Annotated in this window: 20 protein-coding genes and 1 tRNA gene; 12 read left to right on the top strand and 9 right to left on the bottom strand. The window is 29.6% G+C overall.

From position 1 onward, the window contains the following. Positions 1-3 precede the first annotated feature (3 nt). The 3 genes from ACIQ06_RS05850 to ACIQ06_RS05840 form a co-directional block, all read right to left on the bottom strand. Positions 4-354 (bottom strand): competence protein, encoded by a 351-nt coding sequence (locus ACIQ06_RS05850; protein WP_396144392.1) that lies wholly within the window; start codon positions 352-354, stop codon positions 4-6. Beyond that, complete coding sequence (locus tag ACIQ06_RS05845; RefSeq protein WP_298303296.1) at positions 354-683, bottom strand: YtxH domain-containing protein; 330 nt, start codon at positions 681-683, stop codon at positions 354-356. Before ACIQ06_RS05845 ends, ACIQ06_RS05850 begins: the two co-directional genes overlap by 1 nt. A gap of 327 nt (positions 684-1,010) precedes the next feature. Further along, the gene (locus ACIQ06_RS05840; protein ID WP_396144389.1) at positions 1,011-2,696 is read right to left on the bottom strand and encodes a glutamine--tRNA ligase/YqeY domain fusion protein; all 1,686 of its coding nucleotides are present in this window, start codon (positions 2,694-2,696) and stop codon (positions 1,011-1,013) included. A 117-nt stretch (positions 2,697-2,813) separates the two neighbouring features. On the opposite strand from ACIQ06_RS05840, the gene folB reads away from it, so the two are divergent. Then, the gene (folB, locus tag ACIQ06_RS05835) at positions 2,814-3,173 is read left to right on the top strand and encodes a dihydroneopterin aldolase (protein ID WP_344815799.1); all 360 of its coding nucleotides are present in this window, start codon (positions 2,814-2,816) and stop codon (positions 3,171-3,173) included. Positions 3,174-3,279: 106 nt separating this feature from the next. Beyond that, positions 3,280-3,350: transfer RNA gene (locus ACIQ06_RS05830), tRNA-Cys, on the top strand. Between the two features lie 233 nt (positions 3,351-3,583). On the opposite strand, the gene ACIQ06_RS05825 is transcribed toward ACIQ06_RS05830, so the two are convergent. The 5 genes from ACIQ06_RS05825 to rnr form a co-directional block, all read right to left on the bottom strand. Further along, positions 3,584-4,243, bottom strand: a complete 660-nt coding sequence (locus tag ACIQ06_RS05825; protein ID WP_396144386.1) for a GldM family protein — start codon at positions 4,241-4,243, stop codon at positions 3,584-3,586. Further along, entirely contained in the window at positions 4,224-5,024 is an 801-nt protein-coding gene (locus tag ACIQ06_RS05820; RefSeq protein WP_396144384.1) for a hypothetical protein, read from the bottom strand. Before ACIQ06_RS05820 ends, ACIQ06_RS05825 begins: the two co-directional genes overlap by 20 nt. Further along, a complete protein-coding gene (locus tag ACIQ06_RS05815; RefSeq protein ID WP_396144382.1) occupies positions 5,008-5,712 on the bottom strand; it encodes a LysE family translocator in 705 nt (234 codons plus the stop codon). Before ACIQ06_RS05815 ends, ACIQ06_RS05820 begins: the two co-directional genes overlap by 17 nt. An 84-nt stretch (positions 5,713-5,796) precedes the next feature. After that, positions 5,797-6,465 carry a head GIN domain-containing protein gene (locus ACIQ06_RS05810; RefSeq protein WP_396144379.1) on the bottom strand — a complete coding sequence of 223 codons (669 nt, stop codon included), beginning with the start codon at positions 6,463-6,465 and terminating at the stop codon, positions 5,797-5,799. Positions 6,466-6,563: 98 nt separating this feature from the next. Beyond that, positions 6,564-8,744 carry a ribonuclease R gene (rnr, locus tag ACIQ06_RS05805; RefSeq protein WP_396144377.1) on the bottom strand — a complete coding sequence of 727 codons (2,181 nt, stop codon included), beginning with the start codon at positions 8,742-8,744 and terminating at the stop codon, positions 6,564-6,566. 109 nt (positions 8,745-8,853) lie between these two features. On the opposite strand from rnr, the gene ACIQ06_RS05800 reads away from it, so the two are divergent. The 7 genes from ACIQ06_RS05800 to ACIQ06_RS05770 all read left to right on the top strand — a co-directional run bounded on the left by ACIQ06_RS05800 (position 8,854) and on the right by ACIQ06_RS05770 (position 14,972). Then, positions 8,854-9,087: a DUF2007 domain-containing protein gene (locus ACIQ06_RS05800; RefSeq protein WP_290835674.1), complete on the top strand. Its 234-nt coding sequence runs from the start codon at positions 8,854-8,856 to the stop codon at positions 9,085-9,087. A gap of 674 nt (positions 9,088-9,761) precedes the next feature. After that, positions 9,762-10,829 carry a YhcG family protein gene (locus tag ACIQ06_RS05795; RefSeq protein ID WP_396144374.1) on the top strand — a complete coding sequence of 356 codons (1,068 nt, stop codon included), beginning with the start codon at positions 9,762-9,764 and terminating at the stop codon, positions 10,827-10,829. Then, complete coding sequence (gene rpiB / locus ACIQ06_RS05790) at positions 10,826-11,254, top strand: ribose 5-phosphate isomerase B (protein ID WP_396144371.1); 429 nt, start codon at positions 10,826-10,828, stop codon at positions 11,252-11,254. The genes ACIQ06_RS05795 and rpiB overlap by 4 nt, the downstream gene beginning before the upstream one ends. Before the next feature lie 4 nt (positions 11,255-11,258). Continuing rightward, on the top strand, positions 11,259-11,585 hold the full coding sequence (locus ACIQ06_RS05785; protein WP_396144369.1) for a hypothetical protein: 327 nt from the start codon (positions 11,259-11,261) through the stop codon (positions 11,583-11,585). Between the two features lie 12 nt (positions 11,586-11,597). After that, complete coding sequence (locus ACIQ06_RS05780) at positions 11,598-12,161, top strand: DUF4143 domain-containing protein (protein ID WP_396144367.1); 564 nt, start codon at positions 11,598-11,600, stop codon at positions 12,159-12,161. 111 nt (positions 12,162-12,272) lie between these two features. Further along, the gene (locus tag ACIQ06_RS05775; RefSeq protein ID WP_396144365.1) at positions 12,273-12,836 is read left to right on the top strand and encodes a DUF4870 domain-containing protein; all 564 of its coding nucleotides are present in this window, start codon (positions 12,273-12,275) and stop codon (positions 12,834-12,836) included. A gap of 9 nt (positions 12,837-12,845) precedes the next feature. Next, positions 12,846-14,972: a Tex family protein gene (locus ACIQ06_RS05770; protein WP_396144363.1), complete on the top strand. Its 2,127-nt coding sequence runs from the start codon at positions 12,846-12,848 to the stop codon at positions 14,970-14,972. Positions 14,973-15,037: 65 nt separating this feature from the next. Here the strand turns inward: ACIQ06_RS05770 and tatA are convergent, their stop codons facing one another. Next, positions 15,038-15,241 (bottom strand): twin-arginine translocase TatA/TatE family subunit, encoded by a 204-nt coding sequence (gene tatA / locus ACIQ06_RS05765; protein ID WP_345093482.1) that lies wholly within the window; start codon positions 15,239-15,241, stop codon positions 15,038-15,040. 209 nt (positions 15,242-15,450) lie between these two features. Between tatA and ACIQ06_RS05760 the strand changes: the two genes are divergently transcribed. From ACIQ06_RS05760 to ACIQ06_RS05750, 3 genes are read left to right on the top strand one after another with little or no spacing between them, the layout of a single operon-like run. Further along, positions 15,451-15,939 (top strand): peptidase, encoded by a 489-nt coding sequence (locus ACIQ06_RS05760; RefSeq protein WP_298305118.1) that lies wholly within the window; start codon positions 15,451-15,453, stop codon positions 15,937-15,939. A gap of 10 nt (positions 15,940-15,949) precedes the next feature. Then, positions 15,950-16,300, top strand: coding sequence for an SdpI family protein (locus ACIQ06_RS05755; protein WP_396144360.1), 351 nt, complete (start codon positions 15,950-15,952; stop codon positions 16,298-16,300). A gap of 2 nt (positions 16,301-16,302) precedes the next feature. Beyond that, positions 16,303-17,793, top strand: a complete 1,491-nt coding sequence (locus tag ACIQ06_RS05750) for a GH3 auxin-responsive promoter family protein (RefSeq protein ID WP_396144358.1) — start codon at positions 16,303-16,305, stop codon at positions 17,791-17,793. Positions 17,794-17,803 lie beyond the last annotated feature (10 nt).

Below are 17,803 nucleotides of genomic sequence, written 5' to 3'. Positions count from 1 at the left end.
AATTTAGTCGTTAAAAAATATTTCTGAAAATTTCTCTAAAATTGGACCTTCTACTATTTTATCTTTTACTAAAAATAATAACAAAGCCAATATCAAATAAATTCCTGCAACAGCAAGAAATCCTAGTGGATAACTTTGAAATAATTGTCCTAAGGCCATTGCTCCTGCTATGGAAATAAAAAGCAAAACAATCATCAAGCACAATGCAATTAAGAAAAATTTGAGCATTAGAGTTGTTGATTTCATAGCCACTTTGAAACCCCAAAGTTTGTAGTAAGCTAAACTGCTTTCTACATAAGCTTTGGCATTTTCTTGAATTGCTTCAGTATTTTCTTTTAATTCTTCAAAAGCCATTATTTCTGAAGTTTTGCGTTTTGCTTTTTTAACTCCGCCAATTTTTCTTCAAGAAAAGTAATTGCTTCTTCTGCTTTGTAACTTGAACTAGAAAGTAAATCCTCAACAGTTTCTTTTAACTCATCTTTGGTTTTAGAAAATTTCTCTTTGGTATCTTCCTCTAGTGCATCCCATTTTGTTTTGGCTTCTCCTTTTAGATCATCAAAACCTTCTTTTATTTTTTCTCTAGTTTTTGAACCTTTGTCTGGTGCAAATAAAATTCCTAATCCAACTCCGATTGCAGCACCTGCTAAAATTGCTAAAATGCTATTTCCATTTTTACTTGACATAACTTTTAAATTTTTATTATACTAAAGTTACGAAATTTTATCGTGTCGTAGTGTTAAATCGTCGTTAAAGAAGTAAAAACCATTTTAAAGCCAAATAACCAACGTTTATTGATGGTTTGGTGAATTATGTTGGTGAATTTTTAAAAATTGATTAAAATTAAAATATAAAAGCCGATTTTGATAGTAAAAAAATATACTTTTTATTTTACGATAAGTTTTTTCAATAATAGAAAAACCCAACATTTCTGCTGGGTTTTATAATAAAAAACTATTTTATTTTTAAAATAGTTTTTGAGATTTCTCCTTTGTCGAAATGACAAAATTGGATTATTCTTTACTTTCCACTTTTGCCCAAGTATCTCTTAAGCCAACTGTTTTGTTAAAAACTAATTTTTCGGAAGAAGAATCTTTATCAACACAATAATATCCTAATCGTTGAAATTGAAATCTTTCACCATCTTTTGCAGTTGCCAAACTTGGTTCAAGATATCCTGTAATTACTTCTAAAGAGTTTGGATTAATGTATTCTTTAAAATCCACTTCTTTATCGCCATCAGGATTTTCATGTGTAAAAAGCCTATCATATAAGCGAACTTCAGCTTCAATTGCGTGATTAATTGAAACCCAATGAATCGTTCCTTTTACTTTTCTTTGACTAGCTTCTGTTCCGCTTCCGCTTCTAGATTCTTCATCATAAGTACAATGAATTTCAGTAATATTTCCTTCAGAATCTTTTACAACTGATTCTCCTTTAATGATATAAGCATTTTTTAAACGAACTTCTGTTCCTAAGGTCAAACGGAAAAATTTCTTATTGGCTTCCTCTTGAAAATCTTCTCTTTCAATATATAATTCTCTAGAAAATGGCACTTGACGAAAACCTAAACTTGCGTCTTCTTGACTGTTTTCAGCTTCTAAACTTTCTTCTTTTCCTTCTGGATAATTAGTAATAACTAACTTCACAGGATTCAAAACTGCCATAACTCTTGGAGCAGTTTTGTTCAAATCTTCGCGAACACAAAATTCTAAAAGCGAAACATCAATTAAATTTGTACGTTTTGCAATTCCAATGGTATTAGCAAAATTTCTTATTGATGCTGGTGTATAACCACGTCTTCTCATTCCAGAAATAGTACTCATTCTTGGATCATCCCAAGCGGTAACATGCTTTTCTTGAACTAATTGCAATAATTTTCTTTTAGAAACTACAGTATGTGAAAGATTTCTACGAGCAAATTCTCTTTGTTTTGGTCGAACTTTATTACTATCATAAATTTGATTCAAAAACCAATCGTACAATTCTCTATGAGGTAAAAATTCAAGCGTACAAAACGAATGCGAAATTTGTTCTAAATAATCACTTTCGCCATGAGCCCAATCGTACATTGGGTAAATACACCATTTATCCCCAGTTCTATGATGGTGAGCATGTAAAATTCGATACATAATTGGATCACGCATCAACATATTATTAGCGCCCATACTTATCTTAGCACGAAGAATGTGGGTTCCGTTTGGAAATTCGCCATTTTTCATTCGTTCGAATAAGTCTAAATTTTCTTCAACGGAACGATTTCTATATGGAGAATCGGTTCCTGGAGTTGTTGGCGTTCCTTTTTGAATAGCCATTTCTTCCGAAGTTTGGCTATCTACATAAGCTTTACCATCTTTTATAAACTGAACTGCCCAATCGTATAACTCTTGGAAATAATCAGAAGCATAACATTCTTTATCCCATTTAAAACCAAGCCATTCTACATCCTTTTTAATTGCGTCAACAAATTCCTGTTCTTCTTTGGCAGGATTGGTATCATCAAAACGCAAATTAACTGGCGCTTGATAATCAATTCCTAAACCAAAATTTAAACAAATAGCACTCGCATGACCAACGTGTAAATAACCATTTGGCTCAGGCGGAAAACGAAAACGAAGTTTATCTTGTGATAATCCGTTTTTTAAATCTTCTTCTATGATTTGTTCAATAAAATTCAGAGACTTTTCTTCTGTTGACATAATTATTTCGTAATTTTAGCAAAGATAAAAAAGTTTACAGTTTTCGGTTTACAGTTTACAGATTTCTTTTAGAAACTTGTTACTGAGACTGAAAACTGAGACTGAAAACTAAAAAAAATGGGAACAATTAAATTACAGAATATTAGAACTTTTTCCTTTCATGGATGTCTTGAAGAAGAAGGAAAAATTGGTTCAGACTATAGAGTTGATTTAGAAATTAAAACTGATTTAAGAAAGTCTTCACTCACAGATGAATTGAAAGATACGGTTGATTATGTACTTTTAAATCAAATTGTAGTGGAAGAAATGGATATTAGAGCCAAACTTTTAGAACATGTAGCTCATCGAATCATCACTAGAATCTTTAAAGAAATTCCATCTGTTTCTAGAATTGTGTTGGCAGTTTCTAAACTAAATCCGCCTATTGGTGGTGATGTTGAAGCTGTTACTATAGAAATGGAAGAATACAGGAATTAAGTACGAAGTACAAGATTAGAAGTACGAAGTAAGAAAATGAAACTTTTTAAAGTTTAAACTTTCAAACTTTAAACTTTTTTATATATTTGCAATCCAATAAATAATTGGCGTCGTGGCCGAGCGGCTAGGCTGGGCTCTGCAAAAGCTCCTACTCCGGTTCGAATCCGGACGATGCCTCTACAAGAGATACAGAAATGTGTCTCTTTTTTTTTATATTAAATTTTTAGAAAAAATTAATTAAAGTTGTGTTCGAATCCGGACGATGCCTCTGAAACCATCAAGGAAACTTGGAGGTTTTTTTATTGTAAATTTTTAGAAAAAATTGATTAAAGTGATGATCGAATCCGGGCAATGCTTATGAAACCTTCAAGTAAACTTGGACGATTTTTTATTGTAAATTTTTAGAAAAATTAATAAATCTCAATTATTATTGGATTAATTTTACAAATGTTTGCATTAATATTTGCAGTAAATCTTATATCACTTATAACAATTTCATCACCTATCTTAACTCTATTAATTATTTTATTATAATCAATCTCTTTAATACTATTTCCATCAATATGCATTGAACTATATCCTGGTATTTTTAGCTGAAAGCTTTTAATACTTAGTCTGATACCAATATTTTTATCTGGAAAACCTAATTTAATAACTGCATTTAAAAGATTGTTTTTTTGCATTCTGACTTCAAATCCATCAAGATTATTAATTCTTGCTTCGACATTAGTCACATTACGAATTTCAAAAATATGTTTTTCATAAAACTTTTTACCACTTTTTAAAATACCTTTAATACTGATTATTAATTCTTTACCTGATGAAGGATTAATACTATAAATGTTTTTATCTTTTTTTGTAACACCAATTCCTTCAACTTCAAAAGATTTTGAATTTGGAACATCAATAAAAACTTCATTAAAAATACCTCTGTAAACTAATTTTTTGGTTTTTGGAATAACAAAGTCATTATCTGTATGCCTAACAACTGAAATTGTATCATTTTGTCCATAAAATGAAAGAGTTGAAAAAAGAAAAAATATGAATAACTTATTTATCAAATTCATCATTTTTAAAGTAATTATCTTCAACAATCATTATTTCAATATTTTGAATTGGATATGGTTTGCAATTATTGAAATTAACATTGGATTTGAAAGATTTTATAGAGAACTTTGAATTTATAGGTAATTGACTTATTAAAGATGTAACTTCATTATTAAATTTATTTCCATTAACTAAATAAGTTTTATTATCTATTTCAACTGTAAATTGTAATAATTCAATATTTATATCAATTGGAAATTCACTTGGAAAACCAACAGATAATTTTGATGTTAAAAGTTCTTCTTTTGACATTAATAAAATAGAATGATTACAAAAATATTTATTTATTTTACCATATAAATTAGGAATATCTTTGATTCTAAATTCATGTTTTTCCTTCCTAATTGAACCATCATTCATCTCAATATTTAATAAAATTAACGCTTCATCTCCAAATCCTGCTAATAATACATATTCATTATTACTGTTTTTATACAAATAATTTCCTGATGCTGTGAAAGATTTTGAATTCGGTACAACTATTGAAATTTTATTTTCTAAACCTCGATAAACAACGTTTAATTTGTTTGCAAATACAAAACTAATATTCGATTTGCTTATGTAAGAAACAGTATCTATTAATCTTAAAATTGAATTTTTATCATCTAAACCTTTATAAACTAATTTGGTCGAATCAATTGATTCTATTACATAACTATATGGTTTTAAAACCGTAATAGTATCATTTTGACTATAAAATGAAAGTGTAAAAAATAAAAAAAGTAATTTAATTATATTTTTCATTTACAACTGGTTCTTTAATTCCGAACTTCTCTTTTATCATTTCTTTTTCTTTTGGGAAGAAACCTTGAGCCATTAAAAAACCACCAAAAATCATTAGAATAATACTGATAACTCTTTTTATCTTATAAATATTGTGCGGTGTCATTCTTGATTTTAGTTGTTTGGCAACCATAATTTTTATGATATCAACTGCGAAATAAGTAAGGATAATACAAGCTATAAAAAGGATAATTCTATTGGTTTCCATATTTAGTTTTGGACCAAAAACAATGATGATTCCCATCCAAAAAGCTAAGACTCCAATGTTTATGAAATTTAACAGAAATCCTTTAAAAAATAAACCTAAGTAGTTGTTTTTTTGGATATTATCATCTTCAAATTCTTCATCAAGTTGCTTTTTGTAACTCTTTTTTTCTTTTACATAAGAAATGACTCCGTAAGCCAACATTACAGCGCCACCAAAGATAAATAATCCTGGATCGTCTTTAAGTTTTTCAAGTATTTGATTGGTAGAAAAATAAGCTATAAGAATGAATACAAAATCGGCAAAAACTACTCCAAAATCAAAAACCATTGCTGCTCTAAATCCTTTTGTAATACTAGTTTCAAGAAGTACAAAAAAAACTGGACCAACAGTAAATGCAAGTAAAATTCCCCAAGGTATGGCAGATAATATATCGTTTATCATTTAAAAAGTTTATGGATTTGAAGTTTAAAAGAATAAACTTTGCTTCATCAAATATCTAACTTTTATTCTGAAAAACAAAAAGTACTAATCATTTCCTTCTTTAATCGTTCCGCCTGCAACAATTTTTTGATTGATTTGTTTTGGTTTACCGTAGATTCTAATATCACCGCCTGCACGAACTTTAGCGTCAACCAAATCGGTTGCATAAACATCGGCATCGCCACCAGCATTTGTAGTAATTATAGTTTGACTAGTTTTAAGTCTTTCAGCTTCATAGATTCCGCCAGAATTGATTAAAACATCCTGATTTTTAGCAGTTCCAGAGATTGAAATAGTAGAACCATTAGCAACTCTTACTGTTAATCTATCTACATTAATTTTGATTTTAATTTGCGATCCTTCTTTTGCAATGATATCAAAAGTGGTAGATTTAAATGTAGCTTCAGAAGAAATTCTTGATCCTTCATTAGCTTCTACTGCATCTATATTTTTGTAATAAACCGTAGCTGAAATATTTTCACCAGAAAGCATTTTTGTTAAACGCATTCTAATTTTTAACTCACCATTTTTATTAACAATTTCAACATCTTCTGAACCTGAACCGTCTAGAACTACTTTATTCTCATCGGATGGAATTAGTAAAACTTCAATTTGATCAAAAGAAGTTACTTTATTAAAATCCCCAACACTTTTTTCTGTTTGTGAAAATGCGATTGAACTAATCAATAAGAAACTACAAATTATTTTTTTCATGATGTTTTTTCTTTTAAAGACAACAGTAAAACAGAATTGTTACAGTAAAAGTTTAAAAAAATACTGAAACAATGCAAACTGAACACTGAATACTAATTTTACTCATTCTTTCTTAAAAAAGTAAAATCTAATTGTTTTTTAACCAAATCAGCATTCTTTACTTTAACGTAAACTTCGTCGCCTAATTGTAGTAAACTCTTAGAAATTTCACCAACTAAAGCATATTGTTTTTCATCAAACGTGTAATAATCATCTTTAATTTCACGAATTCTACACATTCCTTCGCATTTATTAGAAATGATTTCTACATAAATTCCCCATTCGGTTACACCAGAAATTACGCCCAAAAACTCTTCGTCTTTGTGATCTTGCATGTATTTAATTTGCATGTACTTAATCGAATCACGTTCGGCATTTGTGGCTAAACTTTCCATATTACTTGAATGTTCGCATTTTTCTTCAAATTCTTCTGCAGAAACCGATTTTCCGCCATCTAAATAATATTGAAGTAATCTATGTACCATAACGTCAGGATAACGTCTAATTGGCGATGTAAAATGGCTGTAATAATCGAATGCTAATCCGTAGTGACCAATATTTTCTGTCGAATATTTGGCTTTACTCATCGTTCGAATTGCCAACGTATCAATTAAATTTTGTTCTTTCTTTCCGTTAACGTCTGACATTAATTGGTTTAACGATTTAGAAATGTCTTTTTTATCACGTAAATCAATTTTATAACCAAATTTAGAAATCAAAGCTTGCATTGCAAAAAGCTTGTCTTCATTTGGTTCATCGTGAATTCTATAAACGAATGTTTTCTTTTGTTTTCCAATGTATTCTGCCACTTTTCTATTAGCAAGAAGCATGAATTCTTCAATCAAATGATTGGCATCTTTCGATACTTTGAAATAAACTCCTTCAGGTTCGCCATCTTCTGTTAAATTGAATTTTACTTCCACTTTATCAAATGAAATAGCACCTTCACTCATTCTTTTTCTACGAAGAATTTTTGCTAATTCGTCTAATTTTAAAGTGGCTTCGGTAATTTCATCAGATGCATTGTATTCTTTTCCTGTTAACGAAATTTCTGCCGGAATGGTAGCAGCTTTAGTTTCGATAATTACTTGTGCTTCTTCATACGAAAATCGTTGATCAGAATTGATAACAGTTCTTCCAAACCATTGATTGATTACGGTTGCTTTATGATCGATTTCAAAAATCGCAGAAAAAGTATATTTCTCTTCATTCGGACGTAATGAACAAGCAAAATTGGATAAAACTTCAGGTAACATTGGCACAACTCTATCAACCAAATAAACCGAAGTTCCACGGTTGTAAGCTTCCTCATCTAGAATGGTTCCTTCTTGCAAATAATGAGAAACATCGGCAATGTGAATTCCAATTTCGTAGTTTCCATTTTCTAATTTTTTAAACGATAAAGCATCATCAAAATCTTTGGCATCTTTTGGATCAATGGTATACGTCAACGTATCGCGCATGTCACGACGCTTTGCAATTTCTTCTGGATGAATGGCTGTGTCTAATTTTTGAGCAAAAACTTCCACTTCAACTGGGAAATCATACGGCAAACCATATTCGGCTAAAATTGCATGAATTTCGGTATCGTGTTCACCAGGTTTTCCTAAAACATTGATTACCGAACCAAATGGTGAATCGGCTTTCTTTGGCCAATCTTCAATTCGAACCACAACAACATCACCTTGTTCAGCTCCGTTATATTTATCTTTCGGAATAAAAATATCGGTGTACATTTTAGCATTGGCAGTAGTTACAAAAGCAAAATTCTTTTGAATGTCAATAACTCCAACAAATTCTGTTTTACTTCTTTCAAGAACTTCAATGACTTCACCTTCAGGCTTTTTACCTTTTCTACGGTTGTAAACATAAACCTTAACTTTGTCTTTATCTAACGCGTGGTTCAGGTTATTTGTGGGAATAAAAACATCATCTTCAAATTCGTCACAAATAAAATAAGCAGTTCTTCTGGATGTCATATCAATCGTTCCTTCGTAGTAATCTTGCGAAACTGCTTTCACTAAATAACTTCCAGGTTCGTTTTCAATAATAACTTTTTGAGCAGCTAGAATCTTTAAATCTTTTATAATTTCGTTTCTGCTTTTGGTATCGGTCAATTCAAGAATAGCACATATTTGCTTGTAATTGAATGGTTTATTTGCGTTTTGTGATAGTATTTTTAATATTTTTTCCGAATAAGTTTTCGGTTTTTTTCCAAACTTTTTTGGTGGTTTACTCATAATTTCTGTTCTTATAAAGTATAAAATTAGTGAATAGTAATTAGTAAATAGTGATTAACAGCTAGATTTATCTAAAATATAACTTTTGTATCTTTATAAAAAAATTAAAATGAACGACTTTGTAACGATTGCAACCTTTAATTTTGCTCATGAAATTACGGTTTTAAAATCGATTTTAGACAATAGAGAAATTGACTATTTCTTTCAAAACGAAAATCTAATTTCAGTTGATCCATTAGCGAGTTTTGCTTACGGCGGAATTCATTTAAAAATTCATCCAAACGATATAGAAGTTGTAAAAGAAATTTTGAACGACTTAAATACTAATCTAGATATCGTGTAGTCTATTCTCTATATTCTATTTTCTTTTCTCTAAAAAATTTGAAAGTTGTCAACATATATTAAATACAACAAAAAAATATTTTAAATTTAATTAAATTTTTGATGGTTATTATAGCGTGTTAATTACTACAATAACTTTATTTTTTAAAAGGTATTTTTTTAGTTATGATTATTTATACCGATTTATTAACATACTTTTAAGAAACTAATTCGTTCATTTTGAAGCGATTTTTAGAAACAATCAACAGTTGTTAACAAGTGAAAAAGTATAGTTTTTGTAGATAAGTTTGATTGTTAATTTCTGTTGAAAAGCTAAAATTTTATATTGATAACTTTTCTAAAAATTCCTCAAACTAAATTAGGATTTTTAATCTCAATTTTTGATTACAATTAATTTACATACAACCAAGAAAAACTTCTAAAAAACTATATAAAGTTGTTAACAAGTTATGTTAATTTAAGGTTAACTGATTTTCAACACATTACAAAATGCTATTAACAATGTAAAATTTTAACATTTGAATTAAATAAAATGTAATGATTTACAGTTACTTATAAATATATCTTATTAACAATATTTCCTTAACGTAAGTAAATCAGCCAGTTATATTTTTAAAAAAATGAAATGGAAATACAAATAAGAATGACTAAATTTGTAATTGTTATTTAATAAGTATGTCAGAAATAAATAAGCACAATTCGGAGTATAAAATTTGGATTAATGAACTAAAAAAACAAGTTCGTTCGGTTCAAATAAAAGCGGCAATTGCGGTAAATTCTGAATTAATAAAATTTTACTGGGATTTAGGAAAAAGTATTTCAGAAAAGCAAGCAGAATGGGGAAGTAAATTTTTAGAAAATTTATCATCAGATTTACAAGATGAATTTCCTGAAATGAAAGGGTTCTCAGTTACAAATCTCAAATATTGTAAACTATTTTATAATTATTTTACAAAGCGTCCCCAACTTGAGGACGATTTACAAAATATAAAAAGTCCCCAACTTGAGGACGATTTAAATTTCGTTAAACAAATTCCATGGGGTCACATTAAACTTATTGTAAATAAGATTAAAAATGAAAAAGAAGCTCATTTTTATATTCAACAAACCATTGAAAACAATTGGAGTAGAGAAACTTTAGCACTTCAAATAAAAACAGATTTGTTTGAAAGAAATGGAAAAGTAATTAATAATTTCAAAAATACTTTACCTGAACCATTTTCAGATTTAGCAGAACAAACTTTAAAAGATCCTTATGTTTTTGATTTTTTAACCTTATCAATAAAAGCGAAAGAAAAAGATATAGAAAACCAGTTAATTCTACATTTAAAGAAATTTTTATTAGAATTAGGAAAAGGGTTTGCTTTTGTAGCACAGCAATATCGTTTTGCAATAGCAGAAAATGATTATGCTATAGATTTACTCTTTTATCATATAAGATTAAAATGTTATGTTGTTATTGAATTAAAAAACACTAAGTTTATTCCAGAATATGCAGGAAAAATCAATTTCTATTTATCTGCAATTGATTCATTGTTAAAAGCAGAAGATGATAAACCAACCATTGGATTGTTGTTGTGCAGAGACAAAAACAACATCGAAGCTGAATTTGCATTACGAGATTTAAACAAACCAATTGGAATAAGTGAATTTCAATTAACAGAAATTCTTCCAGAAGAATTAAAAAGTAGTTTACCAACAATTGAAGAAATAGAAAACGAATTAAAAAACAGTAACGAATGAAAATATCTATCGGAAACGATCACGCAGGTCCAGATTATAAAAAAGCAATTGTTGATTATTTAGTTTCAAAAGGACACGAAATTTTAAACCACGGAACCGATACTTTTGACAGTGTTGATTATCCCGATTTCGGTCATCCTGTAGCAACTGATGTTGAATCAGGAAAAGCTGATTTAGGAATTGTAATTTGCGGAAGCGGAAACGGAATTGCAATGACTGCCAACAAACACCAAGGAATTCGTGCTGCACTTTGCTGGACCAAAGAAATTTCGGCGCTTGCGCGCCAACATAATAATGCAAATGTGGTAAGTATTCCGGCGCGATTTACTTCAATTCAACAAGCAATAGAAATTGTAGATACTTTTTTAACTACCGATTTCGAAGGCGGAAGACACGCAACAAGAGTAAATAAAATTAGCTGTTAAAAATTTGAACATAAACGATAGATTAGATAAAGATATAAATTTTGGAAGAAAAGTTTCTCTATTCACTTTTTTAGTGGCAACACTACTTATGTTAATTTTTTACTTTACAGAATATATAGGAACTATTTATTTAGTTTTTTTATATTTTTTCACTGCGTTAGGATTTAATAGCTATGTATTTTTGAGATTACTCATTTCCTATTTTAAAGAAGGTGAAAAAAGAACTACCATAATTTTTACTTTAGTTCTATTGTTAATAAACATTCCAGTAGGATTTCTTTACACTGATTTAGGATTTAAAATTTATAATTCTATAATGTCAAATAATTAAATTTACATTAATTTGGTCAACCTACCGACAAAACATTCTGATAAAATTTATGATTTGTTGCGATTGATTGCTTTTCAGGTAGGAAAAGAGGTTTCTGTTCAAGAATTAGCCAATAATTTACAAATTTCAAAAAATACGGTTGCAAATTATTTAGACTTATTAACAAAGGTTTTTATTTTACATAAAGTAGAAGGATTTAGTAGAAATTTGCGAAAAGAAATTACAAAATCTAACCGTTGGTATTTTTATGACAACGGCATTCGAAACGGCATAATTAACAATTTCAATCGATTAGAAGCAAGAAATGATGTCGGTGAATTATGGGAAAATTATCTAGTAACCGAAAGAATAAAGTTTCAAAATTATAATCAGAAGTCGGTATCCAATTTTTTTTGGCGCACCTACGATCAACAAGAATTAGATTGGCTTGAAGAAGAAAATGGCAAACTAAGCGGATTTGAATTCAAATGGAATGAAAACCGAAAAGCTAAAATACCAACAGCTTTTGCAAAAGCCTACCCAGAAGCTATTTTTGAAGTGATAAACAAACAAAATTATTTAGAATTTGTAATGTAAACACATTGGAAACAAATGTTTTGACACAAATGTCGTAAACATGTCGTATAAAAACCGCAACACAAAATATTTAATGATGTCTAATTTTGAAGAAATTTTAAAAACTATATTATGGAAACTATTGGATCAAAAATTTCAAAAATTAGAAAGCAAAAAGGAATGACTCAAGAAGAGCTTTCGGATTTATCAAAGATCAATTTAAGAACATTACAACGAATTGAAAAAGACGAAAATGAACCAAGAGGAAATACATTAAAACAAATTTGTGATGTTTTAAAAATCAATATTGAAGAAATAGTGGATTTTGGTAAAAGAGAAGATAGAAGTTATTTAATTTTTCTTCATTTATCAATTTTATTGAATTTAATTATCCCACTAGGAAATATTATTTTACCACTTATTTTATGGTTAAATAAAAAAGATACTATTATTGATGTTAACAATCAAGGTAAAAACATTTTAAATTTTCAAATATTATTTTCCTTAGTCAACAATTTAATTTTAATCATAGGTGTTTATGGTAAAATTTCTCATTCCTATATTTTCCCATACTTTATTCAGATATATTTTTTACTTTTAATATTAAATATTTTATATTCAGTTTACGTTGCATATAATATTAACAAAAAAGAAATAGTTAATTATTATCCAAACCCAATTAAATTTGTGAAATAAAAAAATCAAATGACGAACATTAATTTCATTCAAAGCCAAGTAAATACTACTCCAAAAAACATTGAAGCAACCTTAAAATTACTATCAGAAGATTGCACCATTCCGTTTATTTCTCGTTATCGAAAAGACCAAACCGGAAATCTTGATGAGGTTCAAATAGAATCAATTGCAAAACTTTCGAAGCAATTCGACGAGATTGTAAAACGTAAAGAAAGCATCCTAAAAACGATTGAAGAACAAGGACAACTTTCACCAGAATTAAAGTCAAAAATTAAAAAATCATTCGATCTACAAGAAATTGAAGATTTGTATTTGCCTTATAAAAAGAAGAAAAAAACACGTGCCGATGTAGCTCGCGAAAACGGATTAGAACCATTAGCAACATTAATTTTAGCGCAAAAAAATGACGATGTAGATTTTCTTTCGACACAATATATCAATAAAAATGTTGAAAACGAAGAAGAAGCACTGCAAGGTGCAAGAGATATTGTTGCCGAATGGATAAACGAAAATATTGCCGTACGTCAAAGTTTGCGTCGATTGTATAACAGAAAAGCCGTTATTGAAACTAAAGTTGTAAAAAAGAAAGCTGAAGAAGAAGAAGCTCAAAAATTCAAACAATATTTTGATTGGGCAGAACCTTTGTCAAAAGCACCTTCACATAGATTATTAGCAATGCTTCGTGCAGAAAACGAAGGGTTTATAAAACTAAAAATAGAAACCGATATTGATGAAACTTACGATTTGATTGATGAGATTATAATCAAAAATGGGAATAGTCCATCTATTAATCATGTTCAATTGGCAATTGAAGATAGTTACAAAAGATTACTTCATCCTGCCATTTCGAATGAAACGTTACAAGAAGCCAAAACCAAAGCTGATATCAAAGCCATTGATGTTTTTGCCGGAAATTTGAGTCAGTTGTTACTTGCGCCACCATTAGGAGAAAAACGAATTTTAGCAATAGATCCAGGTTATAGAAGTGGTTGTAAAATTGTTTGTTTGGACGAAAAAGGCGATTTATTGTACAACGAAACCATTTATCCACATCAGCCGCAAAATGAAACTGCAATGGCGATGAAAAAGATAAAATCGATGGTAAACGCTTACAACATCGAAGCAATTTCCATAGGAAACGGAACAGCAAGTCGCGAAACCGAATTCTTTATCAAGAAAATTGCTTTCGAGAAACCAGTTCAGGTTTTTGTGGTTTCTGAAGCTGGAGCATCCATTTATTCGGCAAGTAAAATTGCTCGCGACGAATTTCCAAATTATGATGTTACAGTTCGTGGTTCGGTTTCTATTGGAAGACGACTTTCAGACCCTTTAGCAGAATTGGTAAAAATTGATGCAAAATCCATTGGAGTTGGGCAATACCAACACGATGTAGATCAAACTAAATTGAAAGAAGAATTGGATAACACCGTGATTAGATGTGTGAATTCAGTTGGAATTAACATCAATACAGCAAGTAAATCATTGTTGAGTTATGTCAGTGGAATAGGAGAGAAGATGGCCGAAAACATTATTGCTTATCGTCAAGAAAATGGTCCATTTGAAGATAGAAAACAAATTAAAAAAGTGCCAAGACTTGGTGAAAAAGCGTATCAACAAGCCGCAGCTTTCGTCAGAATTCACAACGGAAAAAATCCTTTAGATAATTCTGCGGTGCATCCAGAAGCTTATCCAATTGTGGAGAAAATGGCAAAAGATTTAAAAATTTCGGTAAACGAATTAATAGCCAACAAAGAAAAAATAGCCTTAATAAAACCAGAAAGTTACACCAACGAAACCATCGGAATTCTTGGTATAAATGACATTCTGAAAGAATTAGTAAAACCAGGATTAGATCCAAGAAAAGCTGCCAAAGTTTTCGAATTTGACCCTAATGTTAAAACCATAAAAGACGTTCGCACCGGAATGATTTTACCTGGAATTGTAAACAACATCACCGCTTTTGGATGTTTTGTGGATATTGGAGTAAAAGAAAGCGGTTTGGTTCACATTTCCCAACTAAAAGCAGGATTTGTTAGTGATGTAAATGAAGTCGTAAAACTCCACCAACACGTTCAAGTAAAAGTTGTTGAGGTTGATGAAGACAGAAAGCGAATACAACTTACAATGATACTGTAAATATAAAATCCCAAACTCTAAAACAATTTAGAATTTGGGATTTTTTTATTTTAAACTTAATAAGATTACTCTTTAGTTTCTTCTTTTTTAGAATCAGCAGGTTGATCTTCACCTTTTGAAGCTTTTTTAAATTCATTTATTCCAGAACCTAAACCTTTCATTAGTTCAGGAATTTTTTTACCTCCAAAAAGCAACAATACCACTACAATGATAAGTATCCACTCAGATCCTCCTGGCATAAACCCTAAAAATATAGTTAAAAAATTCATTTTTTTATTTATTAAAAATTAAATTCAGTTATTTACAATATGCAAATGTAAAAATAAAATGGTCGTGAATTGTGATTACTAAAAATTTTTACAATTAATTTAAGTTTAATATAGTTTTTAGTTATTCATTTTATTTTTTTAAAAAGCAAAAACCTTAATAAACATAGCAATTCAACAAATTTTCTATATTTGTATAATAATAAAAAAACATGTCTGAAAAGCGCCTCAAAAAGCAAAAACTAAAGAAACATCTTTTCACTAAAAATCGTTTAGTAATTTTAAATGATGAGACTTTTGAAGAAGTTTTTTCATTGAGATTAACCTTGATGAATGTCTTTGTTTTTGCCTCAATTGGAGCTATTTTAATCATTTTTGTGACTACTTTTATTATTGCTTTTACACCTTTAAGAGAATATATTCCGGGTTATACTTCAACAAAATTGAAAAAAGACGCTACCGAATTAGCTCTAAAATCAGATTCATTAGAATTTGCTATTAAGAAAAACGAAGCTTATCTAGAATCTATAAAAAAAGTTTTAAATGGTAACTTAGAATACGCTAAAGTCAACAAAGATTCCATTTTAGCAATATCTGTTGATACTTTGCCAGATTTACAACTAACAGCTACTGAAGCCGAAATGAATTTGAGAAAACAAGTTGCCGAAGAAGAGAAAAAGAAAACAGAGAAAAGAAAATAGAGAAAAGATTATGTTCAACTTAGATAATATTATGCATTTATCTGCTTTTGTTAGCATTGTTTTTTTAATTACAGGATTTATCATGTATAAATTTCCACCTAAAAAAATTAACTATTTGTATGGATATCGCACAAATGCTTCTATGAAATCTCAAGAAAGATGGGATTTTTCTCAAAAATATTCTTCTTTTCAAATGATGTTTACAGCAATTAAATTATTTATAGTTTCATTGATTTTACCTTGGTTTAATGAAAGTTTCAAAACAAATATTTTTTTACAAATAGTTATCGTGATTGTAGCTGTGGGATTTATGTTTTACAAAATAGAAAAAGCGATTAAAATTAATTTTCCTAACGAATAAATATGTCGATAAAATCAATTGCAGCCAAGCTATTTGCTAAGTCAATTCATAATAAAACCCAAAAATGGGCTTCAAATCCTGTTGAAACACAACAAAAAGTTTTTAATGATTTAATTCGTCAAGCGAAAGAAACGCAGTTTGGAAAAGACCACAAATTCAATGAAATCAAAACTTTTGAAGATTTTGCCAATCAAGTTCCGATAAGAGATTATGAAGCATTAAAACCTTATGTTGACCGAGTTGTAAAAGGCGAAGAAAATATTCTTTGGAAAGGAAAGCCTCTTTATTTTGCCAAAACATCTGGCACAACATCTGGCGCAAAATATATTCCGCTGACTAAAGAATCGATGCCTTTTCACATTCAAGCAGCGCGAAATGCGATTTTGAGTTATATTCACGAAACTGGAAACGCCGATTTTGTTGATGGTAAAATGATTTTTCTACAAGGAAGTCCGATATTAGAAGAAAAAAACGGAATTAAATTAGGTCGTCTTTCTGGAATCGTAGCACATTTTGTTCCAAAATATTTGCAAAAAAACCGAATGCCAAGTTGGGAAACCAATTGCATTGACGATTGGGAAACCAAAGTTGACGCTATTGTTGAAGAAACGTTCCATCAAGATATGGCGGTGATTTCAGGAATTCCTTCTTGGGTGCAAATGTATTTTGAAAAATTGCGCCAAAAAGCACAGAAACCCGTTGGAGAATTGTTTAAAAACTTCAATTTATTTATTTATGGCGGTGTAAATTATGAACCTTATCGTGCCAAATTCGAAAATCTAATCGGACGAAAAGTAGATTCTATAGAATTATTTCCGGCTTCCGAAGGATTTTTTGCTTACCAAGATTCTCAAAAAGAAAAAGGAATGTTGTTGCTCTTAAATTCAGGAATTTTCTACGAATTTGTAAAAGCCGATGAATTTTTCACAGAAAATCCTAAACGACATACGATTGGCGAAGTGGAATTGAATGTAAATTACGTTTTAATTCTTTCAACCAACGCCGGACTTTGGGCTTATAATATCGGCGATACCATTCAATTTACAAGTTTAAAACCTTATCGAGTTATCGTTTCGGGTCGAATTAAACATTATATCTCTGCGTTTGGTGAACATGTAATTGGTAAAGAAGTTGAACATGCTTTACAAGAAGCTATGGAAAATACAGATATCCGTGTTAATGAGTTTACAGTTGCGCCACAAATTGCACCAAGGGATGGTTTACCTTATCACGAATGGTTTATTGAATTTGATTCCGAAGTTTCGGAAGAACCCAATAATCTGGATGAATTTGCGTTAAAAATTGACAACGCAATGCGAAAGCAAAACGTTTATTATGATGATTTAATTGTTGGAAAAGTGTTGCGAACATTAGTAATAACAAAAGTTCCAAAAAACGGATTCCAAGAATACATGAAATCTATAGGAAAATTAGGTGGTCAAAACAAATTACCAAGACTTTCTAATGATAGAAAAATTGCTGATTTTTTTTAAGAAAATAGAA

It is taken from the genome of Flavobacterium sp. (assembly GCF_044341265.1).
In the GTDB taxonomy this organism is placed as follows: domain Bacteria; phylum Bacteroidota; class Bacteroidia; order Flavobacteriales; family Flavobacteriaceae; genus Flavobacterium.
Note: the sequence above shows the minus strand (reverse complement) of the source record. Positions and strands in the feature narration are given on the sequence as shown.

Bases quoted from the DNA above. Each gene is read 5' to 3' on its own strand.
- ACIQ06_RS05820 (WP_396144384.1), bottom strand. From the start codon at position 5,024: ATGAAAAATATAATTAAATTACTTTTTTTATTTTTTACACTTTCATTT.
- ACIQ06_RS05825 (WP_396144386.1), bottom strand. From the start codon at position 4,243: ATGATGAATTTGATAAATAAGTTATTCATATTTTTTCTTTTTTCAACT.
- ACIQ06_RS05810 (WP_396144379.1), bottom strand. From the start codon at position 6,465: ATGAAAAAAATAATTTGTAGTTTCTTATTGATTAGTTCAATCGCATTT.
- ACIQ06_RS05815 (WP_396144382.1), bottom strand. From the start codon at position 5,712: ATGATAAACGATATATTATCTGCCATACCTTGGGGAATTTTACTTGCA.
- ACIQ06_RS05795 (WP_396144374.1), top strand. From the start codon at position 9,762: ATGTCAGAAATAAATAAGCACAATTCGGAGTATAAAATTTGGATTAAT.
- ACIQ06_RS05850 (WP_396144392.1), bottom strand. From the start codon at position 354: ATGGCTTTTGAAGAATTAAAAGAAAATACTGAAGCAATTCAAGAAAAT.
- rnr (WP_396144377.1), bottom strand. From the start codon at position 8,744: ATGAGTAAACCACCAAAAAAGTTTGGAAAAAAACCGAAAACTTATTCG.
- ACIQ06_RS05800 (WP_290835674.1), top strand. From the start codon at position 8,854: ATGAACGACTTTGTAACGATTGCAACCTTTAATTTTGCTCATGAAATT.
- ACIQ06_RS05760 (WP_298305118.1), top strand. From the start codon at position 15,451: ATGTCTGAAAAGCGCCTCAAAAAGCAAAAACTAAAGAAACATCTTTTC.
- ACIQ06_RS05845 (WP_298303296.1), bottom strand. From the start codon at position 683: ATGTCAAGTAAAAATGGAAATAGCATTTTAGCAATTTTAGCAGGTGCT.
- ACIQ06_RS05755 (WP_396144360.1), top strand. From the start codon at position 15,950: ATGTTCAACTTAGATAATATTATGCATTTATCTGCTTTTGTTAGCATT.
- tatA (WP_345093482.1), bottom strand. From the start codon at position 15,241: ATGAATTTTTTAACTATATTTTTAGGGTTTATGCCAGGAGGATCTGAG.
- folB (WP_344815799.1), top strand. From the start codon at position 2,814: ATGGGAACAATTAAATTACAGAATATTAGAACTTTTTCCTTTCATGGA.
- ACIQ06_RS05840 (WP_396144389.1), bottom strand. From the start codon at position 2,696: ATGTCAACAGAAGAAAAGTCTCTGAATTTTATTGAACAAATCATAGAA.
- rpiB (WP_396144371.1), top strand. From the start codon at position 10,826: ATGAAAATATCTATCGGAAACGATCACGCAGGTCCAGATTATAAAAAA.
- ACIQ06_RS05750 (WP_396144358.1), top strand. From the start codon at position 16,303: ATGTCGATAAAATCAATTGCAGCCAAGCTATTTGCTAAGTCAATTCAT.
- ACIQ06_RS05775 (WP_396144365.1), top strand. From the start codon at position 12,273: ATGGAAACTATTGGATCAAAAATTTCAAAAATTAGAAAGCAAAAAGGA.
- ACIQ06_RS05770 (WP_396144363.1), top strand. From the start codon at position 12,846: ATGACGAACATTAATTTCATTCAAAGCCAAGTAAATACTACTCCAAAA.